Source organism: Thioalkalivibrio sp. ALJ24, assembly GCF_000377785.1.
Classification (GTDB): Bacteria; Pseudomonadota; Gammaproteobacteria; order Ectothiorhodospirales; family Ectothiorhodospiraceae; genus Thioalkalivibrio.
Map to the genome: position 1 here is coordinate 90,913 of NZ_KB898728.1, position 26,830 is coordinate 117,742.

Below are 26,830 nucleotides of genomic sequence, written 5' to 3' on the forward strand. Positions count from 1 at the left end.
GGCCGCCCCCTCAGCGGCGAACGAATTCGGCGATCAGGTCGGCGGCGTCATCGGCGAAGAAGTCGCGGAAGAAATGCCCGGCACCGAGAACCGTATCTACCCGGATCCGGTCGTCGTCTTCCAGCGCGTCCATGCGTTCGGGCAGCTCCGGCACCACGTCATCTTCATCGCCGATGATGACCTGGGTATCGGTCCCGATGCCGTCGATCACGCTGGGGGTGTCGTGCTTCGGGCCGGGCTCGTAGTAGCCGATGAATGCCCGTGGCGCGACCTCCAGCGCTTCGCACTGCAGGAAGCGGTGATCCTCCAGCATGCCCCCGTTCGTCCCGGCCTTCTCGCGCGCGGCCTGCAGGGCCTCGTCCAGCGAGGTGCCCGTCTGCTCGAGGAACTGTTCGGCGTTTTCATCGGCGTCGAAGGTGGCCGGCGCCAGAAGGGTCAGACCGGCGATGTTGTCCGGTTCCCGTTCGGTCAGGTAGCGGGCGATCTGATTGCCGCCGCGGGAGTGCCCCATCAGGGTGACCGGTCCGTAACCCTGGTCGGCCAGCCAGTCCTGCCAGGCCCTCAGTTCGTCCATGTGTTCCTCGGGACCATGGGTCACCGGGGCGTCGCACTCGAACATGCCCTCGCGCTCGTCGATGCCGAAGCTGAGGTTGATCGACAGGGTGTTGAGGCCGTGCTGTTCGGCCAGCAGGTCCTGCACCGCGGTCATGACTTCCATGCGACCGTGGGCCAGGGTGCCGTGGAGCATCAGCACCACGCCGTCCTCCGGAGCGGCGCCACTGCCTTCGGCGAGATGCCCGACCAGGTTCAGGCCGTCGTGTTCGAGGGTGACGCGTTCGGCCGCGGTGGCCGGCAGACTGACGCCCAGGGCCACGGCCATCGCCGTCAGAGTGGGAAGGGTCTTGTGCATGGGGGTTCTCCGCGTTGAAGGACTTGGTCGGGCTCTCTGGCTGAGACCCTGCAAGGCCCGTGAATATTCCGCATCTGCCGGGCGGCATGCAGCCCACATGAGGCCTGGTTTGACGGTGTCCGCGCCTGCGCGGAGTCAGCATCGCCGGGCCGCAAGCGTTTTGCCACGGGGATCACGAGCACGACGCCTTCCATCGCGTGTCGGTCCTGCCGATGTGCGAAGCCCGGCACGAGTGACACCACCCACCCTTCGCGGCATGATGAAAGCCGATGCAGTGGCGGACCATGAAGGGGAAGCGCATTGGCAGACCGGCCGGAGCAGTCCACCTCGAACTGGCACGCCCGCGACTCACGGGATGTCGCCGGCGAATTGGACAGCCACCCGGACCGCGGGCTGTCGCGGGACGAGGCCGCCGAACGCCTGGAGAGCCACGGTCCCAACCGCCTCCCGGAACCGGAGCAGGACGGACCGGTCAAGCGTTTACTGCTGCAGTTCCACAACATCCTGATCTACATCCTGATCGTGGCCGCAGCGGTCACCGCGCTACTCGGTCACTGGCTGGATACCGGGGTCATCCTCGCCGTGGTGCTGATCAACGGCATCATCGGCTACATCCAGGAAGGCAAGGCGGAGAAGGCCCTGGACGCGATCCGCCAGATGCTTTCGCCGCGCGCTCAGGTCCTCCGTGATGGCCAGCGCCGCAGCCTGCCGGCCGAGGAGGTCGTGCCGGGCGACATCGTCTATCTGCAGGCGGGCGACCGGGTTCCGGCCGATCTGCGGCTGCTGAACGCGCACAACATGCGCATCGATGAGGCCACGCTTACCGGCGAGTCCGTGGCCAGTGACAAGCACAGCGATCCGGTGGAGGCCGAAGCGGACCTGGGTGATCGCCACTCCATGGCCTATTCCGGCACCCTGGTGGCATCCGGCCAGGGCCGCGGTGTGGTGGTCGCCACGGGGGCGCATACCGAACTCGGCCGGATCTCCACCATGATCGGTGAGGTCAAGACCCTGACCACGCCGCTGCTGCGCCAGATCGCCCAGTTCGGCCGGGTGCTGTCGGTGGTCATCGTGACCCTGGCCGCGGCCACCTTCGCCTTCGGTTACTGGGTGCGCGACTACGAGCTGGTCGAGACCTTCCTCGCGGCGGCCAGCCTCGCCGTAGCGGCGATACCCGAGGGTCTCCCCGCGATCATGACCATCACCCTGGCGATCGGCGTTCAGCGCATGGCGGCACGCCACGCGATCATCCGCCGCCTGCCCGCGGTGGAAACCCTGGGGTCGGTCACCACCATCTGCTCGGACAAGACCGGCACGCTCACCCGTAACGAAATGACGGTGAAGAGCATCATCACCACGAAGGCGGAATACACGCTTGACGGAGTCGGTTACGAGCCGCACGGCGGCATCACCCGGGACGGCGCGGAAACCGACGCGGACGGCGACCCGCTTCTGAGGGAGGTCCTCCGCGGGATCGTGCTGTGCAACGACGCGGAACTCTATGCACAAAACGGTGCGTGGGTCATGGAGGGCGACCCCACCGAGGGTGCGCTCATGGCTGCAGCGATGAAGGGCGGGCTGGAACCGGAACTGGTAAAGAAGAAAATCAGTCGCGACGACGTAATCCCGTTCGAATCGGCCTACAAGTTCATGGCGACCCTGCACCACGACCAGGAGGAGAAAGGCGGGTCATTCATCTTCCTCAAAGGCGCACCGGAACGCGTGCTGGCCGTCTGCACTCACCAGCGTACGTCTGATGGCGAGGAGCCCCTGGACGCCGAGCGCTGGCAGGAGTGGATGGACCGCGTAGCGGCCCGCGGCCAGCGTCTTCTGGCCGTGGCGACCCGGCGGATGGAGGAAAACCGCCACGAACTCCGGTTCAGCGACATTGAGGACGGCGGGCTCACCCTGGTTGCCGTCTGCGGCATCATCGACCCGCCGCGGGAAGAGGCCATCGAGGCGGTCGCCCGCTGCCGGGAGGCCGGCATCCGCGTCAAGATGATCACCGGCGATCACGGCGTGACCGCCCGCGCGATCGCCGGAGAACTCGGCATCCGGACCGAGGGCGACGTGGTCACCGGCCATAAGCTGGAACGGATGTCGGACGCCGAGCTCGAGGCCATGGTTCCCCACGTTGACGTCTTCGCCCGCACGACCCCCGAGCACAAACTGCGCCTGGTGGGCGCAATCCAGAGCCATGGCGATGTGGTCGCGATGACCGGCGACGGCGTGAACGATGCCCCGGCCCTCAAACGGGCCGACATCGGTATCGCAATGGGCCGGAATGGTACCGAGGCCGCACGTGAGGCCTCGGAGATGGTGCTGGCCGACGACAACTTCGCCTCCATCGCGAACGCCGTGGAGGAAGGCCGAACCGTCTACGACAACCTGAAGAAAGCGATCACTTTCCTGCTTCCCAACAATGGTGGTCTGTCCTTCACGATCGTCGCTGCGATCCTGCTGGGTCAGACCCTCCCCCTGACCCCGGTTCAGGTCCTCTGGGTCAACATGGTCAGTGCGGTCACGCTGGCCCTCGCATTGGCCTTCGAACCAACCGAACCCGGCGCAATGCAACGCCCGCCACGCCCGGCCAGGGCCCCGATCCTGTCCGGTTTCCTGCTCTGGCGGATCGGGTTCGTATCGACCCTGCTGGTGGGCGGGACCTTCGGCCATTTCCTGTGGCTGCAGCAACAGGGAATGGATCTCGATTTCGCCCGGACGGTCGCCATCAACACGCTGGTGATGGGACAGATCTTCTTCATGCTCAGCAGCCGCTCCAAACTTGGACCTGCCCTCACGCGAACCAGCATTCTCAACGGCCGCGCCGCCCTGGTCGCGATCGCGATCCTGATCCTGCTGCAGGGCCTGTTCACCTACGCCCCGCCGCTGCAATTCCTGTTCGGCACGACCGCCATCGGCCTCGAAGAGTGGCTGCGCATCCTTGCCTTCGGCCTGATCCTGTTCGCGCTGGTCGAGACCGAGAAGGCCCTTCTGCGCCGCGGCGGCTTTGACCCCGACGGTCAGGGCAAGGCCGGCACGCGGTCGAACCAGGGCGACGCCATCTCGAGCTGACCGGCAAGGCTGAACAGACCGGCCTCGCCGGTCACCGGGGCGACGAACTGTACGCCCACGGGCAGGTTGTGCGGGGTCCAGTGCAGGGGCACCGACATCGCCGGGGCACCGGTCAGATTGGCCAGCTGGGTGAAAGGGACCCGTCCCAGCTCGTCACGGACCAGACGCTCGATCAGCCCGGAGGCCCGCAGCCGCGGGAGCGTCCTCGACCGCAGCACGAGCTCCAGGGCGGTTCGCTGCCACCCGGGCAGTGCGGTCTCCCCGATGCGGGGCGGCGGTCGTGCGACCGTGGGCGTCAGGTACAGGTCGTATTGCCGGTGGAAGTCGTGCATCGCGTGGCGGTAACGGTTCCAGCGCTCATGCGCGGCAACGTAATCCGCCGCGGACAGCGACCGCCCCAGCGCCGCCATCACCCGGGTCTCGAGCTCGAAACCCGCAGCACCCGCGCCGGTATGCTGGCGCACCCGCTCCACCATCGCGGCCACCTGGGCGAACCACAGGGTCAGCCAGTCGCGCGCCAGCTGCTGACCGTCGATCGCCGGTTCCGCTTCCTCGACGTGGTGGCCCAGCCCTTCAAGCAGCCGAGCCGCCCCCTCAACGGCCGCACGGCACTCAGGATGCACCTGCGTCCCGATCGGCGAACCGGTCGCATACCCGATGCGCAAGGAACCGGGTGCGGCGGCCACCGCTTCGGAAAACGGCCGCGCGGGTGGGGGCGCGACCACCGGCGTGGCGGCCTCCGCCCCGAGCGCGGCATCCAGCAGTGCCGCACTGTCGCGTACGCTGCGGGAGATCACGTGATGCCCTGCGGCACCGTGCATCCACTCGGAAAACGCCGGACCCACCGGGGTACGCCCCCGCCCCGGCTTGAACCCGAACAGCCCGCAATGCGAGGCGGGGATGCGGATCGAACCGCCGCCATCGTTGGCACCGGCCACGGGGACGATGCCGGCCGCCACGGCCGCGGCCGCCCCTCCGCTGGAACCGCCGGGAGAGAGCACCGGATTCCACGGGTTGCGGGCCGGGCCATGGGCCTCGGGCTCGGTCACCGACCGGGCACCGAACTCCGCAGTATTCGTGCGACCGAACACCACCAGACCCGCCGCCCGCCAGCGGCGGGTGATCTCGGCCTCGGCGTCCGCACTCGTGCCGGCATCCCGCAGCGCTCGACAGCCTCGGTTGCAACCCTCCCCGGCCAGCTCCTGAAACAGATCCTTCACCAGAAACGGCACGCCGGCGAACGGCCCCGCCGGCGGACCGGCTGCCTCCTCGCGGGCCCCGGCATCACGCCGGGCGATCACCGCGTTGAGTTTCGGGTTCACGGCATCCGTGCGCGCGAAAGCGCACCCCAGCAGTTCCCCTGCCGTGGTCTGCCCGTCGGCGACGGCCGCCGCCATGGCCATCGCATCCATTCGCCGATATTCTTCGAAATCCATACGCGGCTCCCGGCCCGCAACCGGCCCCGATGTTACGGGTATCCGCTGTCCCCGGCAGCCCGCCGGTACATGGGCACGGATCCTGACCCGGCCGTACGTGGTCTTACGGGAGTCGATCCGGAACAACGGTCACCGGAGGTCACATGCTGCACGCCCGCTACCGACAGACCCTGGGACCCCTCTGCATACTGGCCCTGGCCCTGTGGGGGCTGCCGGCACCCGCGGACGACGTTCCGGAAGCGGTGGTCTGGGAGGAGCCCGTCGAGGTCGCGCGCGGCGAGGCCTGGCGTGGCCCCTGGCGGATGAACGATTCGGATTTCCGCTATGTCGATGACGCCTCGGTAGCCATCAACGACCATGGTGAGGTGGTGGTCGTCTGGGCCGACCAGGCGGAACAGGCCCTGTTCCTGCAGCGTTATGACCGCGAGGGCCATGCGGTCTTCGACCGGCCGACGCGCATCGGCGGGGAGCCAGACACCTTCTCCTGGCTGCCGCGGGTCGCGATCGAGCCGGATCCGGAGGACCCCGACGGCTTCACCGTGCATCTGCTGTGGCAGGAGATCCTGTTCACCGGGGGCGATCACGGCGGCGAGATCCTGTACGCCCGATCGCACGATGGCGGCCGCAGCTTCGAGGACCACCGCAACCTGTCCCGCTCGCGCGACGGGGCCGGCAAGGGCCGCATCACCGCGCACCGCTGGGACAACGGCAGCCTGGACCTGCTACTCGGGGTCGACGGCGAGGTGATTGCCGCCTGGACCGAGTACCGGGGGCCGCTGCGCGTCGCCCGCTCCACGGACTCGGGCGACGCGTTTACCGATCCGGTCACCGTGAACCCGGATGGCGACGCGCCGGCACGCGCCCCGGCGCTCGCGCAGGCGCCGTCCGGTCGCGTGCTGCTGGCCTGGGCGGAGGGCGACCGCCCGCAGGCGGACATCCGCATCGCCTTCTCGGACGATGCGGACGACGGCTTTTCCGCACCGGCCACCGCGCTGGAACACCCCGGCCATGCGGACGCCCCGTCGCTGGTGGTGGACACGGACGGCGTGGTTCACCTGGCCTTCGGGACGATCCCGGCCAACGACCTGGAGGATTATCGCCAGCCCCACCATCGCCGGCTGCATGTCAGCCGGGTGGAGGCCGACACGCTGGACTTCGCGCCACCGTCCCGCCTGGACGCCGACGACTGGCCCGGCAGCTTTCCCACACTGGCGCAGGACGACCGGCGCCTGTATCTGGTGTGGCAGCGCTACCCCCATCCGACGGATCGCCCCCGGGGTCTGGCGTTCACCCACGCGCCCCGGGAATCCGCGGCCTTCGGCCCCGTTGAACCGGTGCCCGGCACGCTGGACACGCCCTACAGCGGCGGCCTGCAGGGCCAGCTGAAGCGACGTCTGGCGGTCAACCGCCACGGCGAGATCGCGGTGGCTCAGAGCCGCTTCATGCCCGGCCAGCACAGCGACATCCTGCTGATTCGCGGCCAGCTCGAGGAGTAGCGATGACATCCGGGGCCTACTCGCTGATGATCCACGGCGGCGCCGGCGAGCTGCGCGAGGCGCAGGACGCGGCGGCTGCCGAGGCGTATCACGCCGCGCTGCACGCAATCCTGGAGGCCGGCCGGGCGCGTCTGTCGCGGGGCGAACGCGCCCTGGACACCGTGGAATACTGCGCGGCGCGGCTCGAGGACGAGCCCCTGTTCAACGCCGGCACCGGCGCCGCCCTGACCCGCGACGCCACGGTGGAACTGGACGCCGCGATCATGGATGGCGCGGCTCTCGCTGCGGGGGCCGTCGCGGCGGTTCGCGGCATCGCCAACCCGGTCCGCCTGGCGCGGGCGCTCCTCGAAGACGGGGAACACGTGCTGCTGGTCGCGGACGGCGCCGCCGTCTTCGCCCGCGAGATCGGGATGCCGCAGGTGGACGAAGAGTCCCTGATCACCCCGCAGCGGCGGGAACAGCTGGAACGCGCCCTGCGCCGGGGCCGGGTCACGCTGGATCATGACGAGCCCGCGCCCGGGACCATCGGCGCGGTCGCGCGCGATCGCCACGGCCATCTGGCCGCGGCCACCTCCACCGGTGGGATGACCGGCCAGCGCCCGGGCCGGGTCGGCGACTCGCCCATCCCCGGCGCGGGCGTGTACGCGGACGATGCTACCGCCGCCATCTCCGCCACCGGGCACGGCGAGGATTTCCTGCGCGGCGTCTTCGCCAGGGACCTGGCCGACCGCATCCGCTACCTCGGTCTGGACGCCCACGAGGCCCTGACCACGAGCCTGCGGCACCTGCACGAACGGATCGGCGGCTACGGCGGGGCCATCGCGATCGACCATGCCGGGCGCTGCGCGGCCGGCACCACCACCCCGCGCATGCTCCACGGCTGGATCGAACACGGAGGCCCGACCCGTACCGGCATCGAGCCCCCGCCTCTCCCGCCTGCCCGTTGACCGGAGCACGCCGCGGGCCCCGAACGGGATCGCCCGCCGAACGGGCTTCACCCACCGGGGCTCAGCGTTCCCGCCGTTCCGCGGCCGCGTTCCGGCGCCGCCCCATGCGGCTGCCCAGCCAGACCCCCGCGATCCACAGCACCAGCGACACGGCCACGTAAAGCGAGGCACGACCCGGGTCGCCCGACTGCATCAGCCACAGGCTCTCCAGACTGAACACCGAGAACGTGGTGAACCCGCCGCAGAATCCGGCCAGCACGAACTGCCGGGTCACCGGGTCGGCCCGGCGACAGCCCTCCGGCGCACTGATCACCGCATACAGCCCGATCAGCCAGGACCCGGCGATGTTCACCGCGAGCGTATCCCAGGGAAACCCGGTGCCCACCAGGTGAAGCCCGGTCCACGACAGGCTGTAACGCGCCATGCTGCCCAGCGCGGCCCCCAGCGCGACGAACGCGGACAGCCGGACGTCATACCCCGTCATGCCGCCCCGCCCGCCGCGCGAGCCAGACCATAACCCAGGGAAACCAGCGTCAGCCCACCGGCCAGCGTCAGCAGGATGTAGAGCACCGCCGGGCGCAGGCCGTCACGCTCCGCCACGCCCACCACCTGCAGGCTGAACGACGAGACCGTGGTGAAGCTCCCGAGCACCCCCACCACCAGCAACAACCAGAGCCAGGAGGTCAGCGCCGGTCCGGACACCCAGCCCAGCGCCAGGCCGATCAGAAGCGCACCGGAGACGTTCACCGCCAGCGTCCCCCAGGGGAACCGGCCTCCCCCCGTACGGTTGTCGATCCACTGCACGAGCCAGAAGCGCGCCAGTCCGCCCAGCGCACCCCCCGCCCCTACCAGCAACAGGCCCTGCCACCACGTGATCATCGCGCCATTTTCGGGTCCGGTCATTGCGCTGTCGAGCCACCGCCCCTCCCGCAGGCAGACCACCAAGCTTCCCGCCGGCCGGAATGGTAAAGTGCACGCCCTGATTACCCCGACAAACGCTTCGCAGGAGCATCATGGCGCAGTACATCTACACGATGAACGGCGTGGGCAAGATCGTCCCGCCGAAGAAGTACATCCTCAAGGACATCAACCTGAACTTCTTCCCCGGCGCCAAGATTGGCGTGCTGGGCTACAACGGGGCCGGCAAGTCCACCCTGCTGCGCATCATGGCGGGCGTGGACACCGAGATCGTCGGCGAGGCGCGGCCGCAGCCGGGCATCGAGATCGGCTACCTGCCGCAGGAACCGCACCTCGATCCGGAAAAGGACGTGCGCGGCAACGTGGAAGACGGGGTCGCCTCGGTGAAGGAGGCCCTGACCGAACTGGATCAGGTGTACGCGGCCTATGCCGAACCGGATGCCGACTTCGACGCCCTGGCCGCCAAGCAGGCCGAGCTGGAAGCGAAGATCGAGGCGGCCGACGGTCACAACCTGGACCGCAAGCTGGAGGTCGCGGCCGACGCCTTGCGCCTGCCGCCGTGGGACGCCGACGTGAACAACCTTTCCGGCGGCGAGCGCCGCCGCGTGGCGCTGTGCCGGCTGCTGCTGTCCAGCCCGGACATGCTGATCCTCGACGAGCCGACCAACCACCTGGACGCCGAGTCCGTGGCCTGGCTGGAGCGCTTCCTGCAGGAGTTCCAGGGCACCGTGGTCGCGGTCACCCATGATCGCTACTTCCTCGACAACGTCGCCGGCTGGATCCTCGAGCTGGACCGTGGCCAGGGCATCCCGTTCCAGGGCAACTACTCGCAGTGGCTGGAGCAGAAGGAAAAACGCCTGAAGCAGGAAGAAAAGGCCGAGGCCGCGCGGCAGAAGGCGATGGAAGCCGAGCTCGAGTGGGTGCGTTCCAATCCCAAGGGCCGCGGCGCCAAGAGCAAGGCCCGCCTGAAGCGCTTCGAGGAGATCGCCTCCAGCGACTACCAGAAGCGTTCCGAGACCAAGGAGATCTACATCCCGCCGGGTCCACGTCTGGGCGACAAGGTGCTGGAAGTGGACAACCTGTCCAAGCACTACGGCGATCGCGTGCTCTACCAGGGGCTGTCTTTCAACGTGCCGCGCGGTGCGCTGATCGGCGTGATCGGCCCGAACGGCGTGGGCAAGACCACCCTTTTCCGCATGATCTCGGGCCAGGAACAGCCCGACGAGGGCACGATCGACGTCGGCGAGACCGTACAGCTGGCCTACGTGGACCAGTCACGCGATGCGCTGGAGGACGAAAAGACCGTGTGGGAAGAGATCTCCGGCGGTCAGGACATCATCCAGGTCGGCAACTTCGAGATGCCCTCGCGTGCCTATGTCGGGCGCTTCAACTTCAAGGGCCAGGACCAGCAGAAACGCATGAAGGAGCTCTCCGGCGGGGAACGCAACCGCGTGCATCTGGCCAAGCTGCTGCAGAGCGGCGGCAACTTCCTGCTGCTGGACGAACCGACCAACGACCTCGACGTCGAGACCCTGCGCGCTCTGGAAGAGGCGCTGCTGGACTTTCCCGGCTCCGCCATCGTGATCTCGCACGATCGCTGGTTCCTCGACCGCATCGCCACGCACATCCTCGCGTTCGAGGAAGACGGCAACGTGGTGTTCTTCGAAGGCAACTATCAGGAATACGAGGAAGACCGCCACCAGCGCCTGGGCGCCGCGGCCGACCAGCCGCATCGGGTGAAGTACAAGCGCCTGGCGGACTGACCGCAGACCCCTGATCGCACGGGCTTTCCCTGCGGCACATGGACGTGCTGCGGGAATCGACCCAATCAAGGCCACGGGATTCCAACAGACAAGCCGCACCCCCCTTGCCAGTGCAAGGGCCTGAAAAGCGATGCCGCCCCCCGCGCCGGGAAAGTCAGGATGGCTTTATTCAGCGCTTTTCTAGAATTTCACGCGGAGAGGCAGGCGGTCCACCCGCCAGACCTCGGGCAAGTCCTTGGCTGGCTCGACGATCACAGGAACAGCACTTTCGTCCCTCCCAAGCCCGGTTCGAAAGGCGGCCGGCAGTCGGTCAGCCGCTCCGACGGTGGCGGTCACTGTGGCTCTCTGACGTTCTCCGTCCGGCAGGATCAGTTTCACCTCACGCCCACGCTCGATTCGACGCTCCAGATGTCGGGGCTCGACATAGGCCACGACGCGCAGACGCGTGCCGCTGTAACGCAAAAGGGGCGTGCCGACCGCAACGAACTGACCGGGCTCTGCCAGCAATTCCGTCACCACTCCGTCCAGATCGGCCGTCTTGACCAGCTGACGACGCTCCTGACGAACCTCCGCCTGATCGCTCAACAGGTCGTCATGGCGCAATTGCAGGCTTTCGGGCCACGATTCCACCGAACTACCCCGGGGAACACGTTTCAGGTCGCCTTCAAGCTCGGCGAGACGTTCTTCGACCCGGACCCGTTCCGAACGCACCGGCAAAACCTCTCCCCGATTGGCGGAGCCACGTTCGAACAGCTCTTCCAGGCGCTGCTCCTGCGCGCGAAATTCTCGCAGGCTGTCGCGCAGGAGCTCGATGCGGCGTTCCAGGTCGGCTTTCTGTTCCTGTCCGGTCAGCTCCGCACGTGTGCGCAGCCGTTCCAGGTCATCCTCGATCTGACGATCACGACGCTCCAGCTCCGGACTTTGCTGGCGTACCACTTCATCGCCCTTCTCTATACGATCCCAGGTTTCTACCTCGAAGGATTCGATAAATCCTGGTACCTGCGCCAGCAGCTGATGCTGCGGATACCAGACCAGCGCAGGCACCTCGGTCGACAGGGCGTCATCCGCGAGCGCGTAAAGGAAATACAGGACCGGACTGGCGACCAGCAACAGGATCAGGTACCAGCGCAAACGGAACGCAACACGGCGAGCGGGCCCGTAGCGCACTCTGAGTCCGCTGTCCTGGTTCGCCTGCCTGCGGCTACTGGAATCAAAGCGAATCTTCATCGGCCCACATGTCCTTGAGATCGGAGTAGCTCTGGATGGCGACGGGCAGGCGCCGCTCACCGAGGACATCCATGGCGGCGCGAAGGTCCCGGATCATGGGGTCCCAGCCATAATGGAACCAGCTGTTTTTGGCCGGGAGGGACGACTCGACACTCTGGGCCAGCGTAATCGTCACCGCGGAGTCCCGGTCCAGCACCGGTTCGAGCCTTTGCGTAATAGCGTCCGCCTCCGTGACGTACATCATCAATGCCACCTCGTCCACGCCCACTTTCTCGAATTCGCAGACGAGACAGCGATCCGGTTGTCCAAAGTCACGCGGATGCGCGCTCAGGCCAACCGGCCACGGGGCGATCTCCACGGCGGCCTCCACCGTCTCCAGCCAGTAATCGAGCAAGCGTTCGCGTCCATAAGAATCCGTATCGAGCTGGTCGATCTCGATATCCAGATGCAGGTCGGCAAACTCGATCTCCTCGAGTTTGCGGATGATGTCCAGCAGATCCTGTCGCGTTTCTGGGAAAACCCAGGTTGGCTCGCCGAGCAGTAGCCCGACCTCGACACCCCGGTCACGCGCGTGATCCATCAGGGCCTCGAGAGCATCGGGACGTTCCGCATAACGGGCAATCTGGTCCGCATCCAGGGAAAGCCACACATGGTCCACCCCGGCCCGATCCAGTATCGGCCAGAAATCAGGATCGCGTGCCTGAATCACCGGCTCGCTATCCCACAGGTAAACCCGCATGGGCCCCGGCAGCATAGACTCGCTCGTCAAACCGTCCTCAAGTACCCCGCTTGCGTGTTTCATCCGACTGACCGGCTGAGGCCGATCGCTGGCCAGCCGGTCGCAACCAATCTGGGCTCGCCACACGCCGAATGCCGCATCCAGCCAGCCGCGAGCGGCCTGATAGAAGCCCTCGCGCGCGGACAGGACCTCGTCCCATGAACCCGCGGTACCGCTTTGCGCGCGGTCCTGCACGACTTTCAGAGCCTGCGCGGCTTTTTCCATGTCGCGCTCACGCGCATGCAGGCGCCGCTGTTGGATATCCAGACGCTCCCGTGCCAGTTCGCGACGCTGGACAACCGCGTCGGTGGCCGAAGCCCGCTCGTGGCGCAGTTGTTGCTGCTCTGCCCGTACCTCACTTCGCAGGGCATTTTCGCCGCCAAGCGCGCGCAGCGGGACCGCGACCGACCATACGATTTCCAGCCCGCTACCTAGGCGACTGACATCATCCTCGTAGGTCGAGTTGTAGCGCAGCTGCACATCCGACTGAAGCGCATGGAAGCGTGTCAGGGATTCACGCTTCTCCGCCGCACGCAATTCTTCCTCCAGTGCCAGCACCTCGGGGGCGGTCTCGAAGTCGGGCGCCGGGCAGGATGTCCTGTCCGGGTCAAACCATGCCGGTGTCGCGTCCAGGCGAACAGGACGCCCCAACAGGGCCTCCAGCTCGACACGGGCCTCGCGTTCATCCATCGCCGCCTCGTCCGCATCGAGGCGTGCACCATCCAGCATGCGTTTCAAAGCGGCGACTTCATCCTCGCGCATCAGGTGCGCGTCACGACGTTCACCGAGGGCCCGGTCCAGGTCCGGAGCCACCGCCAGCATCGCCTGGCTCAGGCGCTGTTGCTGACGCGCATGCCATAACTCTGCATAGGCTTCAGCGATATCACGGCGAAGGGACTGCAACGCTTCCTCGTAGCGGTAACGGGCGGCACCAGCCTCACCCCGTGCCTGCCACTGTGCTCGACGCTGCTCTTCGTCCGTGCCCAGCAGAGGACGCCGCACGCCGATTGACCCGCTCCCACCCCGGTAGCGCCGATTGACATCTTCCACCACGGGCTCACGGTAGGTACCCGCCCCGACGTTCCCGAACAGTTCCCAGCCTGCTTCCTGATGCCGACGCTCACGCAGCGCTTCGGCCCGCTCGAACTCCGCCTGGTCCGCCAGAAGAGACGGAGCCTGCTCCGCCGCATCCAGCAACTGCGGGAGGTTGTCCGCGGCGGCCGCCACCGGCAACAGCCCTGCCAATAACAGGCCCGACATTGCCAAGCTTCGGATCACCATTAACGCTTGCCCTTTCGCAGTACCCACCATGGGGCCATCGACGATTCCTGGTTCGACTGGCGCCACCATTCGTTGACGATCGCCACCAAGGACCAGACCCTGATGCCAAGTGCATAGAAGGGAAATACCGGAATCAGCCACGCCAGCCGCACATCCGTTCTACGCCGTTCCGAGATGAACACCAGGGCCGTGATGTACAGCAAAGCGGTCAAGACGGCGTAAAGGCCCATGATCACAACGAAGGTGGCTGCTACTACACTCGGATCCGCGACCACGACCAGCCAAAGCGTGTACAGCACGATCAGTATCGGCATCACCATCTGGAACAGCATCCCGAACCAGATACCGATAACCAGGTTCCACCAGCCCATCTGGCGGGGCGAGAACGCATGGCGATGTTTGCGCACGTACATGTAGAACAGATCACCGTCCCAGCGTAGACGTTGCTTAAGCAACCCCCCAACCGTGCTCGGAACGTCGGTGTGCCCAATCGCGCGTGGCTCGAAGGGGATGTAGAACTCCGGGTGACGGCCGAAATACTGTTTCAGGCGCAGTGTCAGGTCGAGGTCTTCGGCGGAGCCCGTGGTCCAACCGCCGATCTTGCGGACCATCTCGGTGCGAAAAACACCGAACGCTCCTGATATATTATTGATACTGCGAAACTCACCCAGACCCACCTTTGCCAGGTGAATGGTGATCATGTATTCCAGCGCCTGGAACCGTGTCACCATGCTTTGCCGCCAGTTGCGCACGCGCAAGGACCCCGCCACCGCGATCACGTTCGGGTCACGGAAATGACCGGCCGCCTGCAGGACCATCGTGTTGTCAAAGGATGTATCGGCATCCACGGCCATCACGATCTCTCCACGGGCCAGGTTCAGCCCGGCATTCAGAGACGAGACCCGGCCACCCCGGGGCACCTTGGGCACAATGACCAGATGTCGGCTCGCATACTGCTGGACAAGGGGTTCCAGGGCTCTCAAAGCCTGCATGGTTTCACGATTCTGGTCCGCTCCGTCCACTACCGCGATGATCTCGATCTGTCCCGGGTAGACCTGCTCCAGCAGCGAACGAATGGTTCCATGGACCGCCTGCCCCTCGGCATAACAAGTCACGATGCAGGTGATGCGCGGTGTATACGGATACCGGGTCGGCACGGCATAGATCTGGCGCGTGTAATAGCGCAGGACTCCAAGCCAGATCAGCAGATTCAGGGGCAGCTCCAGAAACAGTACGAACGGAATGAACATGTAGGCGAGAACCAGGGCGTCCGAATCCACGAACAGCCCGGTCAATGCAGCCGCCACATGGGCCAGGAAACCGAGTACCGCGTCGATCATTGCGAACGCGACACCAGGCGGGCCATCACGGCTGCCGCGTCTTCGGCTTCGGCCATCCCCGTGGAGGACTCATGGTAAACACTGCCGAGGCGCGTTATACCCGAATCGCTCACGATGTCCTCCAGCAGCTCCGACAGCCGCCCCGCCAGCACGTCCACGCCACTCGCGGTGGTCTGAGGGAGTAACAGCCAGATCCGATCTTCGCCCGTGCGCGTCATCAGGTCCGTGGAACGAACCAGCGCCTTGGTGCGCTCGGCGAATGAGTCCACCAGAGCCACGCCACGCCCGTATCCCAGCGCATCAATCACCTTGGGCATCCCGCCCATGTGCAGCAGGATCAGTCCGAACCGTATTTCTTCGTGCCTTCTCCGAAGTTTCAGGGACCAGTCGAGAAAGTACTCGAAGTGTTCGGGATTGACGTAGTTGATCTCGTCGAAGGCGCCGTACAGGTCCCCCAGTTCGCCGGTACGCGCCAGCAACCGGCCCGCCTCGGACAGGCGATAGCGGTAAATGGCCAGTGGTTCGAGATCGTCAGGATCATGTTCCTGACCACAGCCCAGACACCGCGCCAGGACACGTCCCTCCATGAACATGTGCTGGCAACTTCCGCACACGTGATTCTCCAACGGGCGATCATAGTCCTCCCCGATGTGACGCAACACAGCCGTGCAATTGGGGCAGCGCAGCATGCCCCCGTCCTGAAACAGACGCTGAGGTCCCACGTGCCCACAGGAAAAGCAGTGCAGGCCCGGCTCCGTCCGAATGTCCAGGGCATCACACTCCGGACATACATCCACAAAGCTCAGATGCCCGTGTCTGCAGCCCGGGCAAAGCCGCACGCGATCCAGCAGTTCCAACCCTTCCACCAGGCGTCGCTGTCGAAGGCCACGCAACCAGAATTCCGGGATGTCCTCTTCAATGAGCGCCTCCAGCAACGGGTAGCGATACAGCTGCTGGGCACGCCAGTCGCGCACCGGCACCAGATTAAGCCCCGGATGACTCCACAGGAGAGCCAGCAGTATCTCGTCCTGGCTGCGCGGCGCACGCCCTCCATTGACCGCCTCGAGGCGGTCCGCGCACTCGACAATCCGCTCACGGGGATTGTCAACGGAATTGAACGCACCATCGACCAGGGCTCGCGCTTCGGCCTCTGCCTCCCCGTGCAGCCAGACAAGACGCATCCGGGTGTCATCACGCTGCCGCAAGGCCCGAACGATCTCAGCAGCATCGTTCAAGGAATCGGCGTCGACCACAAACGCCGTTACGGGCCCCCACTCGCCCTGTGAGGCGTCAAAGTCCTCCAGACCAGGAAACGCCGTGGCGGCCAGATCGACTGCGAGCCGTTCGGCCAACCCTGCCTGCCGAGTCAATACCACCAAGTGCGGAGAAACATCCCCGTATTGTGCGACCGTATCGGTCATGCGATTTACCAGTTCTCCAATCTAGACATAGTCAAAGGCAACCGCATCACTGGAGGCGCCTCCGCTGTCAGCGCCTTCCCGGCAAATGCGGCCCGACAACGTAAAACCACTCATCTTGATCGAAAACGCACCTCGACGCCACCGCTGCCCTTCTTGATGCAACGAGATACCCGGATTCAGGCGCCGTTCTCGAAACCAGGCCTTCGCCACACGAAATTGAACCGAAAACAGGAATCCGGCTATGACTCAACATGCGCCGGTACTTGGTCCGCTTCTCCAATCCGCACAGCGAGTTGAATACAGGCGCCTGGCGGTCTGAGCCTGCCCTCCCCCCGAAGGCCCGGCATTGCCGGGCCTTTTTCGTTTCAGCGCCGGCGGTGCAGCCACCGCACCAGGCGGTGGGTGAGCCACCACATCACCGTGCAGAACAGCACCACGAACGCCAGCCACAGCTCGGGTGCGACCCATTCCTGCGGCTGGCCGTGCGGGCCCAGCACCCAGTTCAGATTTCTCCCTTCCTCCGCGACCGCGTAGCTGGCCAGCAGAACGCCCCAGCCAATCGGCAGCCACCACACCCATGCCTGCGCGTCGTAACCCAGGCGCCAGACCATCCACAGCAGCGCGAACGGCAACGGCAGGTGGTAGAGCGAGAGCAGGCGCACGTGCAGCGGGATATCGGGGTTGTACATGTAGTGCACGGCGCCGATGACCGGGTTGCCGAGCAGCAGCAGGCTGACCACCAGGTCGAGGACCCAGACGAGCTCCGGCAGCAGCACGGCGACCAGCAGCATGGAGGCGAGACGGCGGTTTTCCAGCCAGGCGGCCAGGCAGCCGGCCACCAGCGCGATGGAGGACAGCCAGAGGAAATTCAGCGGCCCGTATTCCTGCAGGTAGACGGGCACCAGCACGGCGAGAAAGGCGAGCCAGCTCAGCTTGAACCACAGCGGGATCATCGTGGGGCAGTCTCCGTTCGGGCGGCCCCATGATGAAGACTCGAGCGCGGGCTGTCATCGCGCGGCGGTCATCCGCGAACGGCTCAGGCCGACCCCGGATCCAGCCGCCGTACGACCTCCAGCGCGACCCGGCGGCTGTAGTCATGGATCTTCCAGTGCCCCGGGCTCCAGCCGACCAGAAAGCGGTAGAAGTCGGCCTGCGCCAGCGGGAAAAGATCCCGCCATTCGGCCTCCAGCGCGCCCGCGTCCACTCCCGGGTGGTGATCGCGCAGCGCACCGCGCAGGGCATCGAAATAGGCGTCCAGCAGGTCGGCCTCGCGATGTTCCTGTTCGTGTTCGTCGAGGCAGGAGCCGATGAAATAGGCGACATCCTTCATCCCGCAGCCGCCGCCGACGTACTGGAAATCCACCGCCGCCACGGCGCCCCCGTCAGCGGCAAAACAGAAGTTCGCGACCTTGGCGTCGCCATGGATCAGGGTGTGAAAGCGGGCCGCGTTCAGGCGGCGATCGAGCTCCGCGGCCGTCCGGCGGATGGCCGGGTCCTCGATGGCCGCCCATTCTTCCTGGCGGGTCGCCAGGTGCCAGTAACTGCCGACCGGCCACAGCCCGTCGGGTGCGGTGCCAAGGAACGCGGCATGCAGCTCGGCCAGCCAGCGCAGGCAGAGGACCGTGCCAGCAAAGTCCAGGCGCTCGCGGCGGTCCGGGAAACCGGCCGCATCCAGGTCCTCCAGGATCATCCAGCCGCCGTGATCGTCACCGTCCGCGGCGAAACAGCGCGGGACACGACAGCGCGACGGATCGAGCCGCGGGGAGAAATCCGCGTACCAGGCCCGCTCCACCTCGTAGGATCGCCGCTTGCGCCGGTCGGAAACCCCGCCACCCCAGCCGCGCGGATGGCTGACGGCCGCCGGGTAGCGAACGTCCTTCACCATCACCGAGGGGAACGGTGCATCCTCCAGGCGATAACGCCGGATCTCGCCGTAGCCGCTCCATAGCCCCTGCACCCGCTCCTCCGGGTACGCCGCGCGGGCGCCGGTCGCGTCGCGCACTCGAGCGGCCAGCTCTTCGTCATCCCGCGCACCCATGGCCGCAGCCGCCTCAGTTATGCAGCAGCGCGTCGGTGGTGTAGATCAGCAGCCCGTAATCCTTCTGGTAGGTATCGCGCATGTGCGCGGCAATGCGGGTGCAGAGCTCTTCGTTGCCCAGGACCTCGATGCGGATGTTGCCGCCCTGACGCCAGTTGCCGCGCCGCTTGCCGTGCTCGCCCCAGCCGCGGGCATCGATCACGGTGTAGCCGTTGGCGCCCAGCCGACGGATCTCGTCGACCAGCATGTCTTCCAGGATCGCCTCGGTGACGATCACCATCAGGCGCATCGGTTCGCCTTCCATGCCCTATCCTCCGACTGCGTAGAGTTGTTCGGCCAACCAGAAGTAAAGGGGTACGCCGACGAAGATGTTGAACGGGAACGTCACCCCCAGCGAGGCCCCGATCGACAGTGCCGGGTTGGCCTCCGGCACCGCGATGCGCATGGCCGCGGGCGCCGCGATGTACGAGGCACTCGCGTACAGGGTGGCCAGCAGCAGCGTGCCGCCCAGCGACATGCCAAGCCCCCAGCCCAGCACAATGCCCAGCAGTGCGGCCACGACCGGCATCACGATCGCGAAGGCGACCAGGAACAGCCCGTAGCTGCGGACCTCGGCGATGCGGCTGGAAGCCACCAGACCCATCTCCAGCAGGAACAGGGCCAGAACCCCCTTGAACAGATCCCAGAACATCGGCTCGAGCGGCTCGATGTTCTCGGGACCGGCCAGGTAGCCGATCAACAGACCGCCGATCAGCAGGAACACGCTCTTGCCGAAGAAAACCTCGTGCAGGGTCTTACCCCAGCGGGTACCGCCACCGGTACCCGCCTTGGCCAGCAGGATACCGATCACGATCGCGGGGATCTCCAGCAGCACCAGGAACACGATCATGTGTCCCTCGTAGTCCAGCCCGCGCTGGGCCAGGTAGGCCACCGCGACCGAGAAGGTCACCACGCTGACGGAACCATAGTGACCGGCGATGGAGGCCGAATCGGCGCGCGTCATGCGGCCGACCCAGCGCAGCACCGGGAAGGCGATCAGCGGGATGAACGCCGCCACCACCAGCACGGCCAGTCCGGGCAGCAGCAGGGGCACCAGCTCGGATTCGGCCAGCTTGACGCCGCCGTGCAGGCCGATGGCCAGCAGGAGGAAGATGGACAGTGCCTCGTACACTGCCATCGGGATCTTCAGATCGGATTTGGCCAGCCCGGCGATCGCGCCGAGCAGGAAGAACAGAACGACCGGTTCGGAAACCATGGTCCTTGCCTCCAGTCAGAAACGTCGCCCCGCACCGGCTCTCGCGGGGCACGGGACTGTCGGTCTTGTTCAGTCGCCGCCGGGCATCATCGAGGAGTGGTGATGCACGATCTTCCACTCGCCATCCCGGTTTTCGTAGACAAAGGTATAGCGCGCCGGCACTTCCTTGACCTCGCCGCCGTCGCGCACGCGGAAGGTGTAGGTGCCGGCGTCGGTCAGCTTGTTGCAGCCGAACTTCACGTTACGCTGGTTGATGGAGCCCACCGGTTGCTTTTCGAGGAAGTGACGGAAGTAGTCACGGATCTCGTCACGCGTGGTGCGCGGCACGTTGGACACCGTCGGCAGCAGCACCGCATCGTCGGCATAGCACTCGGTAACCCGCTCGGCGTCGCCGGTCTGAAGGGCCGCGTTCCAGCGGTCGAAAAGCTCTTCCGCCAGCCGCCGGGTCGCCGGCGCGCAGACCACGCAGCTCTCGTTGGCCGGGGTATCGATGGCACCGAAGTCCGGGTCGCCGCCGGTACCGGTCACCGGGTGGCGCTGATCCCGATACGAGGCGCTCAGGCTGAAGCGGGCGCGCGGCTCGCTATCGGCGTCGATGAACCGGGTGCCGCTGATGCGCGGTCGGGCGTCAGTAGGATTGTTCACGCGATCTTCTCCGCGGGCGCCACGGGCGGCCCTGTGGTTGCTGTTTGCGAGCGATTGTAAACCGCCCCCCATAGCCTGTCAGCCGGGACTGTCAGCCGGCGCCGTTCATCCGGAAGACGGTCCATGACCGGCGTCGGCCTGCGCCTTGAACGCGGCCAGCATGTCCTCGATCTGGTTGCGCAGGCGCGCCTCGTCCTCGATGGCAAAGTCGAGAAAGGTCTGGGCCACCACCGACAGGACCTTCTGCCGGGGATGCACGATGTGCCACTGGCGATGGATCGGGAAATGCTCCACGTCCAGCAACGCCACCGGTCCCTCCGCACCCTCCGCACTCAGGGTATGCAGGGACAGCACCGAGATGCCGAGCCCGCCGATCACCGCCTGCTTGATCGCCTCGTTGGAGCCCAGTTCCATGCGCACCCGCGGGTTGATCCCGTGTTCCTGGAACACCTTGAGGGTCGCCTCGCGGATGCCCGACCCCGGCTCGCGCATCAGGAAGTTCTCCTGTTCCAGTTCCTGCAGCGGGATATTCCGGCGCCCCGCCAGCGGATGATCGCGACTGGCCATCACCACCAGCGGGTTGGGCGCAAAGGGGTACACCGCAACGTCGGTCAGATGCTCGGGCACATGGCCGATGATGTACAGGTCGTCGTCGTTACTGGCCAGGCGGTCCAGTACCCGGTCGAAGTTGGAGACCTCCAGCGACAGCTCCACGTCGGGATAGCGCCGCGCGAACTGGCCGAGGATGCTGGGGGCGAAGTACTGCGCGGTGGTGATTACCGCCAGCCGCAGCCGGCCGCGCTTGAGGCCGTGCATCTCGGCCAGCTTCATCTCCAGGTTGGTCAGCGCCCCGAGCATCTCGCGGCAGGTGTCATACAGCAGGAGTCCGACCTCGGTGGGCGACGCCCGGCGCCCGACATATTCGAACAGCGGCAGCCCCAGCGCGGAGGACAGCTTCTTGATCTGGATGGACACCGTCGGCTGGGTCAGGTGCAGCTCCTCCGCGGCGCGGGTAAAGCTGCCCAGACGCACGATCGCCTCGAAAACCTGGAGCTGGCGCAGGGTCGCATGCCGGATCAGATGCGCCGGCAGCTCCGACTTGAGCATCACCTGCGGCAGGGCCGAATCGCGCGGCGGCTGGTTCTGGCTCACCTTCGTTCTCCCGCGCGCTAGCGGGTCAGACCGGCATACAACATCGGCAGCTTCTCCGGCAACCGTTCGACCTGGTCGAGCACCATGAAATGGTTGCCGAAGATGCGTTCCACGTAGTCGTCGGCATTGGGGTCCAGGCTCATGCAGAAGCTGTGTATGCCGTTGCGCCCGGCCTCCTCCACCGCGCGGCGCGCGTCGAAACGCAGGTACTGCGGGTCGCGCACGTCGGTGTCCGCGGGCTCGCCGTCGGTAATCACAAGCATCAGCTTCTTCTGCGAGCCGCGGGCGCGCAGCTGCTCGGTGCCATGCCGGATGGCGGCCCCCATGCGCGTGGACAGTGCCCCGGTCATGCCCGCCAGACGCGCCCGTGCGGTATCGTCCCAGGGCGCATCGAAATCCTTGAAACGGTAGTACTCGACGTCATGGCGCCCGTCCGAATTGAAGCCGTGGATGGCAAACGGGTCCCCGATGCGGGCGATGGCGCCGGCCAGCAGGGTGGTCGCCTCGCGCGCCAGCTGCACCACCGAGGTGTCGGTCCCGCGCACGGTCTCGTTGGTCGACTCGGACAGGTCGAGCAGCACCAGCACCGAGAGATCGCGTTCCTGACGGAGGTTGCGGATGTAGATGCGCTCGTCCGGCTGGCGGCGCATGCGCAGGTCGATGTGCGCGTCCACCAGAGCGTTGACGTCCAGTTCGTCGCCCTCCGGCTGCTTGCGCAGGCGCTGCACGCCCTGCGGCTGGATCGCCTCGATCAGGTATTTCAGGCGCGAGATCAGCGGCTTGTGCTTTTCGTGGATCGCCTCGATCTCGGCCAGGTCACCCTTCGGCGGGCGCCGCTCCAGCAGCGTCACCCAGTGCGGGCGTTCCAGCTGCATCTGGTAGTCCCACTCATGATAGTGGAACGGCAGCGAGATCGGCTCCTTGCCCTCCTGCGCGTTGATGCTGATGTCTTCACTGTCGCGGAAGAACTCGGTCGCCAGGACCATGATCTGCTGGGCATCGTCCCCGGCGCTGGGCACGTCCAGGGTGTTGATCATCTCCATCAGCGTGACGTAGAAGCGTTCCTGCCCGGCGCCGTGTGCGGCCAGCACCTCCGCGTCTTCCTCGTCCTCGCGGCCCACGGCCCAGATATACCGGTTGTCGTCGCGGTAGGTCACCTCCGGGGCGATCTGCTTCGGATTCACGTAACCCTTCTCGGGGAACGCCGGCGCCAGCGCCTCCGCCAGTTCCGCCGCGAGCCCCGGACGCTCCAGATCGGTCTCGCGGGCGAAGGCCGCGCGGGCCTCACCGACGAAGGGATGCGGATCCTCGTACCCGGCATCGATCAGGGCACGCGCCGTGCGCGCCAGCAGCGGCTGCGGTGCTTCCCCGTCTTCCGGCGTCGCGGTGTGCAGGGGCTTCCAGATCTGCGCGAGGCCCGGGAATGCGGCCAGCGTCAGGCCCTCGACCCGCGCGTCCTCGAACAGCTCCAGCAACGCGCCGCGGATACCGCGCGGGGCCTCCTCTTCCTGGCGCTCGCGGGTGTGCACCATGTGCGCGGCGGCATGCGCGGCCGCCGCGCGGTACAGATCCAGGCCGGTCAGCTCGTCGGTATCGTCGAAGGCGTCCGGCAGGAACAACGTGAAGCCCTGGATGTACGGCCGGTAGCCCTCGCGCGACTCGAAGTCGCCGCTGGTGGGCCGCATGAAGAAATCGCGCCCCCAGAGCGAGCGCAGGTACAGGTTGATGCGCCGCTGCACGTCCACGAACAGCGTGCCGCGCCGCTCCTTCTGGAACACCGAGCGCGACTCCGGCGACTGCAGGCCGAAGTATTCGATCTGCGCCTCGAGATCGGTGCGATGGGCCTGCGCCCCCCAGGTGGCCCAGCGCCGCAGCCCCCCCAGGGTCAGGTGGCTGAGCAGCTCGTCGAGGTGCTCCAGCATCGGGCGCACGCCGCGCGGGGCCTGGCCCAGCAGCGTATCCAGCAGCCGCAGATAGCCTTCGAACAGCGAGTGGTCGCCCAGCCGCCGTGCGGCGACCGGCGCGGTGGAGATCACCAGCGTGATCACCGCCGAGCTGGTCTTGGAATACATCCGGATCGCCGAACTCAACAGTTCGGCCACCGCATCCTCGCCCAGCTCCTGGGCCAGCCCCGGGGCCTCCTGGATGAACGCGATCACCAGCTCGGTGCCACGCCCCAGCGAATGCAGACTTCGCGCGCCCTCGAGGTAATAGCGCTCCAGACCGGCCGGGCTGAACGCGCGCGTCGCCTCGTGCCACGCGGACTCCAGCACCTGCGCGGCATGCTCCCCGAGATCTTCGAGGAGCTCCGGATAGTCTTCCAGATGGATGCTCATCGCGCGCCCGCGCCGCTCGCCGGCGGTCTAGAAGAAGGTGGTGACCGCCGAATCCAGTGCATCCCGCATGTCCGGATCGTCGGTGATGGGGCGCACCAGCGCCATGCGACAGGCCGCCAGCGGATCGACGTTCTTGCCGATCAGGGTCGCGGCGTAGACCAGCATGCGGGTGGAGATGCCCTCGTCCAGCCCGTGTCCCTTCAGGTTGCGCGCACGCTCGGCGACGCTCACCAGTTTGTCGGCCACGTCCTCACCGATCCCGCCCTCGTGGGCAACGATCCGGGTCTCGGTCGCATGATCCGGGTAGTCGAAATCCAGCGCCCCGAAGCGCTGCTTGGTCGACTGCTTGAGATCCTTCATGAGGCTCTGGTATCCTGGGTTATACGAGATCACCACCTGGAAGTCGGGGTGGGCCTCGACCATCTCCCCTTTCTTCTCCAGCGGCAGGACCCGGCGGTTGTCGGTCAGCGGATGGATCACCACGGTGGTGTCCTGACGCGCCTCCACGATCTCGTCGAGATAACAGATCGCGCCCAGCCGGGCTGCCATGGTCAGCGGACCGTCCTGCCAGCGGGTGCCGTCGGCATCCAGCAGATAGCGCCCGAGCAGGTCGGACGCAGTCATGTCCTCGTTGCACGCCACCGTCACCAGCGGCTTGCCCAGCTTCCACGCCATGTGTTCCACGAACCGCGTCTTGCCGCAGCCGGTAGGACCCTTGAGCATCATCGGCATCCGCACCGCATAGGCGGCCTCGTACAGCTCGATCTCGTCGGCCACCGGCTGGTAATAGGGCTCCCGAGTGACGCGGTATTCGCGCAGATCGTCTTGCATGGCAATGCTCCTTCACAAAAAGGCCGGGCAGCGCCCGGCCGGGATCGCGAACAGGCGCGGACTCAGTCCGGCCAGACCCGATCCGGATGCAGGTTGTCCCACGGGGCGTCACCGGTGGCACGGTCGTCGTTGGCCGAACCGCCGCCGCGGCGGCTACCGCCGGCGGGCTTCTTCGCGCTCGTGGACGAACCCTTGCGCGTGCCGGAACCGGTGTTAGAGGGTTTCTTCGCAGCCGGTTTCTTCGCGGCGGGCTTCTTTGCAGCACCGGAGCTGCCGCCCGCCGTCTGCCCGGAGGACCCGGTGGTGCCGCTGGACGCGGTCGATCCTCTCGAGGCCGACTTCTGTTCACCGCTTGCCGGGACGTCCGAACCGGTCTTCGGCGACTTGTCCTCGGCTGCCGCCTCACCCTTGTTGTCCTGATTCTCGCGCGCCGCACGCACTCCGGCCGCCAGCTTGTTCTGCAGGTCACTCATTGTGACACCTCCTCGATGATGGCTTCGATCTCGGCTGCCGCCGCCTGCCCGGGCTTGCCCAGGTCATACACGGAGCTGCCTTCCAGCGCCGAACGCCGATAGATGGCCCGCCGTCGCAGCGTCTGCTCCAGAGCGGGGATGTCGATCTCCATGAGGGCGTGTTTCATCGCGCGCGACAGCGCGCTGCGCACCTCAAGCTGATTGACCACGATACGCGCCTGCAGATCCCGGTTGGCGCGCTGCGCCTCTTCCAGCCCGGTGCCCATGCGCACGCTGCCCCAAAGGTCCACCGGCGAGGGAAGCACCGGGATCAGGGCCAGGTCGGCGCCCGTCAGGGCACCGTTGGCCGCGCCCCCCTCAAGGGTGGGCGGGCAGTCGATCACAACATGGTCGTAGTCACGCCGGAGGTTCTGCAGCTCGCGGTCCAGCGGACCGGCGACCGCGAACACCGACGCAGGGAAAGGACGATTCTCCGGGCTCATCCGCGCCCACTGGCCCGCCGAACCCTGCGGATCCGCATCCACCACCAGAGTCCGACCGCGACGCGCGAGCCCGGCCGCAAGGTTCATCGCCAGGGTGGTCTTGCCGGTCCCGCCCTTCTGGTTGACGACGGCGATCACCCGCGAGCCCATCACGCCCCCCGGGACTTGCGGGTCATGACGTCACCTCGCCCGCGAGCCGGTCCACCTCGAGCGCAAAGGCACGATCCGCCTCCGCGATGGCCTCGCCGTCGCGGGCATCGATCGTGATGTTCACGTAGGTGGTCCCGAAGCTGATATTCGGATGATAGCCATCGGCCTCGGACAGCTCGGCCACCCGATCCAGGAACTCCCGGGTCACGCCGTAGCGATCAAAGGTGTACTGCTTGCTGATCGAGACCAGCGCCCCCTTGCCGGGCTCCCAGCCTGCGGGAACCACGTCAGTGTTATCGGCCATCGGAATCTCCGCCGCCGTTGCCATTGGTCCGGGCATCGATCTCGCGCACATGGGCCCACTCTTCCTCGAGCAGGGCCGCGAACAGCGCCGCATCTTCGCGCGCGCCAGTTCGGCGACAGTACGCCACTGCTTCTTCGTACAGCCGCACCGCATTCAGTTCCAGCAGGCGGTTGTACTCCATCAGCTGATCCACCGACCGGCCCAGACGCACCGGGGCCAGCTGGCTGCCCGGCGGGGCAAGCCCATAGTGCATCAGCCGAGTCATCAGACGATCGGCATGCTCCAGTTCTTCCTGCGCTTCCCGCCGCAACGAGTCGCTCAGTTCCGCCATGCCCCAGAGCGCCGTCAGGCGCGCCTGGGCCATGTACTGCTGGACCGCCGACATCTCGTGTGCGACGGCCCGGTTCAGATAGCCCACGATCCGTGGATCGGCCATCGGCGTTTCCTCAGCTGGCGGAGCCGTTGGCGCTGGGCGCGGTCGGCAGGATGCTTTCCACTTCGGAATGCACGCGGGCAATGATGTGCGCGGCCACCAGACCGTCACCCACACGCTCGCAGGAATCGGCACCGGCACG

The 26,830-nt window shown here is 66.6% G+C and carries 24 protein-coding genes and 1 pseudogene; 4 read left to right on the forward strand and 21 right to left on the reverse strand.

Features of this window, described 5'->3' with window-relative positions; all coding sequences use genetic code 11:
- Positions 1 to 10: 10 nt before the first annotated feature.
- On the reverse strand, positions 11 to 910 hold the full coding sequence (locus D571_RS0107840; RefSeq protein WP_018936130.1) for an alpha/beta hydrolase: 900 nt from the start codon (positions 908 to 910) through the stop codon (positions 11 to 13).
- 300 nt (positions 911 to 1,210) lie between these two features.
- On the opposite strand from D571_RS0107840, the gene D571_RS0107845 reads away from it, so the two are divergent.
- Complete coding sequence (locus D571_RS0107845) at positions 1,211 to 3,982, forward strand: cation-transporting P-type ATPase (protein ID WP_018936131.1); 2,772 nt, start codon at positions 1,211 to 1,213, stop codon at positions 3,980 to 3,982.
- Here D571_RS0107845 and D571_RS0107850 read toward each other — a convergent pair.
- Positions 3,931 to 5,418, reverse strand: coding sequence for an amidase (locus tag D571_RS0107850; protein ID WP_018936132.1), 1,488 nt, complete (start codon positions 5,416 to 5,418; stop codon positions 3,931 to 3,933). The two genes, D571_RS0107845 and D571_RS0107850, sit on opposite strands and share 52 nt — an antisense overlap.
- 143 nt (positions 5,419 to 5,561) lie before the next feature.
- On the opposite strand from D571_RS0107850, the gene D571_RS0107855 reads away from it, so the two are divergent.
- Positions 5,562 to 6,914, forward strand: a complete 1,353-nt coding sequence (locus D571_RS0107855; RefSeq protein WP_026287697.1) for a sialidase family protein — start codon at positions 5,562 to 5,564, stop codon at positions 6,912 to 6,914.
- Between the two features lie 2 nt (positions 6,915 to 6,916).
- On the forward strand, positions 6,917 to 7,861 hold the full coding sequence (locus D571_RS0107860) for an isoaspartyl peptidase/L-asparaginase family protein (RefSeq protein ID WP_018936133.1): 945 nt from the start codon (positions 6,917 to 6,919) through the stop codon (positions 7,859 to 7,861).
- 61 nt (positions 7,862 to 7,922) lie between these two features.
- Here the strand turns inward: D571_RS0107860 and crcB (D571_RS0107865) are convergent, their stop codons facing one another.
- Positions 7,923 to 8,345 (reverse strand): fluoride efflux transporter CrcB, encoded by a 423-nt coding sequence (crcB, locus tag D571_RS0107865; protein WP_018936134.1) that lies wholly within the window; start codon positions 8,343 to 8,345, stop codon positions 7,923 to 7,925.
- Positions 8,342 to 8,764, reverse strand: a complete 423-nt coding sequence (gene crcB, locus D571_RS0107870) for a fluoride efflux transporter CrcB (RefSeq protein ID WP_018936135.1) — start codon at positions 8,762 to 8,764, stop codon at positions 8,342 to 8,344. The genes crcB (D571_RS0107865) and crcB (D571_RS0107870) overlap by 4 nt, the downstream gene beginning before the upstream one ends.
- A 110-nt stretch (positions 8,765 to 8,874) precedes the next feature.
- Here crcB (D571_RS0107870) and ettA point away from each other — a divergent pair, with 110 nt between their 5' ends.
- Complete coding sequence (gene ettA, locus D571_RS0107875; protein WP_018936136.1) at positions 8,875 to 10,542, forward strand: energy-dependent translational throttle protein EttA; 1,668 nt, start codon at positions 8,875 to 8,877, stop codon at positions 10,540 to 10,542.
- Between the two features lie 180 nt (positions 10,543 to 10,722).
- Here ettA and D571_RS0107880 read toward each other — a convergent pair whose 3' ends face one another.
- From D571_RS0107880 to D571_RS13650, 17 genes and pseudogenes are all read right to left on the reverse strand, one after another.
- A complete protein-coding gene (locus D571_RS0107880; protein WP_026287698.1) occupies positions 10,723 to 11,769 on the reverse strand; it encodes an HlyD family secretion protein in 1,047 nt (348 codons plus the stop codon).
- Positions 11,753 to 13,828 (reverse strand): TolC family protein, encoded by a 2,076-nt coding sequence (locus D571_RS0107885; RefSeq protein ID WP_026287699.1) that lies wholly within the window; start codon positions 13,826 to 13,828, stop codon positions 11,753 to 11,755. The genes D571_RS0107880 and D571_RS0107885 overlap by 17 nt, the downstream gene beginning before the upstream one ends.
- Positions 13,828 to 15,168 (reverse strand): glycosyltransferase, encoded by a 1,341-nt coding sequence (locus D571_RS0107890; protein ID WP_018936139.1) that lies wholly within the window; start codon positions 15,166 to 15,168, stop codon positions 13,828 to 13,830. Before D571_RS0107890 ends, D571_RS0107885 begins: the two co-directional genes overlap by 1 nt.
- On the reverse strand, positions 15,165 to 16,589 hold the full coding sequence (locus tag D571_RS13645; RefSeq protein WP_232196950.1) for a diguanylate cyclase domain-containing protein: 1,425 nt from the start codon (positions 16,587 to 16,589) through the stop codon (positions 15,165 to 15,167). Before D571_RS13645 ends, D571_RS0107890 begins: the two co-directional genes overlap by 4 nt.
- Positions 16,590 to 16,954: 365 nt before the next feature.
- Positions 16,955 to 17,542 (reverse strand): hypothetical protein, encoded by a 588-nt coding sequence (locus tag D571_RS0107905; RefSeq protein WP_018936142.1) that lies wholly within the window; start codon positions 17,540 to 17,542, stop codon positions 16,955 to 16,957.
- An 83-nt stretch (positions 17,543 to 17,625) separates the two neighbouring features.
- Entirely contained in the window at positions 17,626 to 18,627 is a 1,002-nt protein-coding gene (locus tag D571_RS0107910) for a phosphotransferase (protein WP_018936143.1), read from the reverse strand.
- A gap of 13 nt (positions 18,628 to 18,640) precedes the next feature.
- Positions 18,641 to 18,931, reverse strand: coding sequence for a hypothetical protein (locus D571_RS0107915; RefSeq protein WP_018936144.1), 291 nt, complete (start codon positions 18,929 to 18,931; stop codon positions 18,641 to 18,643).
- A gap of 3 nt (positions 18,932 to 18,934) precedes the next feature.
- The gene (locus D571_RS0107920) at positions 18,935 to 19,882 is read right to left on the reverse strand and encodes a sodium-dependent bicarbonate transport family permease (RefSeq protein ID WP_018936145.1); all 948 of its coding nucleotides are present in this window, start codon (positions 19,880 to 19,882) and stop codon (positions 18,935 to 18,937) included.
- A 69-nt stretch (positions 19,883 to 19,951) separates the two neighbouring features.
- Positions 19,952 to 20,527, reverse strand: coding sequence for an SgcJ/EcaC family oxidoreductase (locus D571_RS0107925; RefSeq protein WP_018936146.1), 576 nt, complete (start codon positions 20,525 to 20,527; stop codon positions 19,952 to 19,954).
- Positions 20,528 to 20,632: 105 nt separating this feature from the next.
- Complete coding sequence (locus tag D571_RS0107930) at positions 20,633 to 21,634, reverse strand: LysR family transcriptional regulator (RefSeq protein WP_026287701.1); 1,002 nt, start codon at positions 21,632 to 21,634, stop codon at positions 20,633 to 20,635.
- A gap of 62 nt (positions 21,635 to 21,696) precedes the next feature.
- Positions 21,697 to 24,015, reverse strand: a complete 2,319-nt coding sequence (locus tag D571_RS0107935; protein WP_018936148.1) for a nitric oxide reductase activation protein NorD — start codon at positions 24,013 to 24,015, stop codon at positions 21,697 to 21,699.
- A gap of 27 nt (positions 24,016 to 24,042) precedes the next feature.
- Entirely contained in the window at positions 24,043 to 24,846 is an 804-nt protein-coding gene (locus D571_RS0107940; protein WP_018936149.1) for a CbbQ/NirQ/NorQ/GpvN family protein, read from the reverse strand.
- 62 nt (positions 24,847 to 24,908) lie between these two features.
- Positions 24,909 to 25,319, reverse strand: coding sequence for a hypothetical protein (locus D571_RS0107945; RefSeq protein WP_018936150.1), 411 nt, complete (start codon positions 25,317 to 25,319; stop codon positions 24,909 to 24,911).
- Positions 25,316 to 25,951 carry a ParA family partition ATPase gene (gene parA / locus D571_RS0107950; protein ID WP_018936151.1) on the reverse strand — a complete coding sequence of 212 codons (636 nt, stop codon included), beginning with the start codon at positions 25,949 to 25,951 and terminating at the stop codon, positions 25,316 to 25,318. Before parA ends, D571_RS0107945 begins: the two co-directional genes overlap by 4 nt.
- A gap of 22 nt (positions 25,952 to 25,973) precedes the next feature.
- On the reverse strand, positions 25,974 to 26,255 hold the full coding sequence (locus D571_RS0107955; protein WP_018936152.1) for a 4a-hydroxytetrahydrobiopterin dehydratase: 282 nt from the start codon (positions 26,253 to 26,255) through the stop codon (positions 25,974 to 25,976).
- A complete protein-coding gene (locus tag D571_RS0107960; RefSeq protein WP_018936153.1) occupies positions 26,245 to 26,691 on the reverse strand; it encodes a bacterioferritin in 447 nt (148 codons plus the stop codon). The genes D571_RS0107955 and D571_RS0107960 overlap by 11 nt, the downstream gene beginning before the upstream one ends.
- A 10-nt stretch (positions 26,692 to 26,701) precedes the next feature.
- Positions 26,702 to 26,830, reverse strand: a pseudogene (locus D571_RS13650) (carbon dioxide-concentrating protein CcmK); the annotation flags it as partial.

Coding starts and splice junctions, on each gene's coding strand:
- D571_RS0107840 (WP_018936130.1), bottom strand. CDS start 910: ATGCACAAGACCCTTCCCACTCTGACGGCGATGGCCGTGGCCCTGGGC.
- D571_RS0107860 (WP_018936133.1), top strand. CDS start 6,917: ATGACATCCGGGGCCTACTCGCTGATGATCCACGGCGGCGCCGGCGAG.
- D571_RS0107880 (WP_026287698.1), bottom strand. CDS start 11,769: ATGAAGATTCGCTTTGATTCCAGTAGCCGCAGGCAGGCGAACCAGGAC.
- D571_RS0107930 (WP_026287701.1), bottom strand. CDS start 21,634: ATGCTCAAGTCGGAGCTGCCGGCGCATCTGATCCGGCATGCGACCCTG.
- D571_RS0107960 (WP_018936153.1), bottom strand. CDS start 26,691: ATGGCCGATCCACGGATCGTGGGCTATCTGAACCGGGCCGTCGCACAC.
- D571_RS0107905 (WP_018936142.1), bottom strand. CDS start 17,542: ATGATCCCGCTGTGGTTCAAGCTGAGCTGGCTCGCCTTTCTCGCCGTG.
- D571_RS0107885 (WP_026287699.1), bottom strand. CDS start 13,828: ATGGTGATCCGAAGCTTGGCAATGTCGGGCCTGTTATTGGCAGGGCTG.
- D571_RS0107955 (WP_018936152.1), bottom strand. CDS start 26,255: ATGGCCGATAACACTGACGTGGTTCCCGCAGGCTGGGAGCCCGGCAAG.
- ettA (WP_018936136.1), top strand. CDS start 8,875: ATGGCGCAGTACATCTACACGATGAACGGCGTGGGCAAGATCGTCCCG.
- D571_RS0107910 (WP_018936143.1), bottom strand. CDS start 18,627: ATGGGTGCGCGGGATGACGAAGAGCTGGCCGCTCGAGTGCGCGACGCG.
- crcB (WP_018936135.1), bottom strand. CDS start 8,764: ATGACCGGACCCGAAAATGGCGCGATGATCACGTGGTGGCAGGGCCTG.
- parA (WP_018936151.1), bottom strand. CDS start 25,951: ATGGGCTCGCGGGTGATCGCCGTCGTCAACCAGAAGGGCGGGACCGGC.
- D571_RS0107850 (WP_018936132.1), bottom strand. CDS start 5,418: ATGGATTTCGAAGAATATCGGCGAATGGATGCGATGGCCATGGCGGCG.
- D571_RS0107945 (WP_018936150.1), bottom strand. CDS start 25,319: ATGAGTGACCTGCAGAACAAGCTGGCGGCCGGAGTGCGTGCGGCGCGC.
- D571_RS0107920 (WP_018936145.1), bottom strand. CDS start 19,882: ATGGTTTCCGAACCGGTCGTTCTGTTCTTCCTGCTCGGCGCGATCGCC.
- crcB (WP_018936134.1), bottom strand. CDS start 8,345: ATGACGGGGTATGACGTCCGGCTGTCCGCGTTCGTCGCGCTGGGGGCC.
- D571_RS13645 (WP_232196950.1), bottom strand. CDS start 16,589: ATGACCGATACGGTCGCACAATACGGGGATGTTTCTCCGCACTTGGTG.
- D571_RS0107940 (WP_018936149.1), bottom strand. CDS start 24,846: ATGCAAGACGATCTGCGCGAATACCGCGTCACTCGGGAGCCCTATTAC.
- D571_RS0107935 (WP_018936148.1), bottom strand. CDS start 24,015: ATGAGCATCCATCTGGAAGACTATCCGGAGCTCCTCGAAGATCTCGGG.
- D571_RS0107915 (WP_018936144.1), bottom strand. CDS start 18,931: ATGGAAGGCGAACCGATGCGCCTGATGGTGATCGTCACCGAGGCGATC.
- D571_RS0107855 (WP_026287697.1), top strand. CDS start 5,562: ATGCTGCACGCCCGCTACCGACAGACCCTGGGACCCCTCTGCATACTG.
- D571_RS0107890 (WP_018936139.1), bottom strand. CDS start 15,168: ATGATCGACGCGGTACTCGGTTTCCTGGCCCATGTGGCGGCTGCATTG.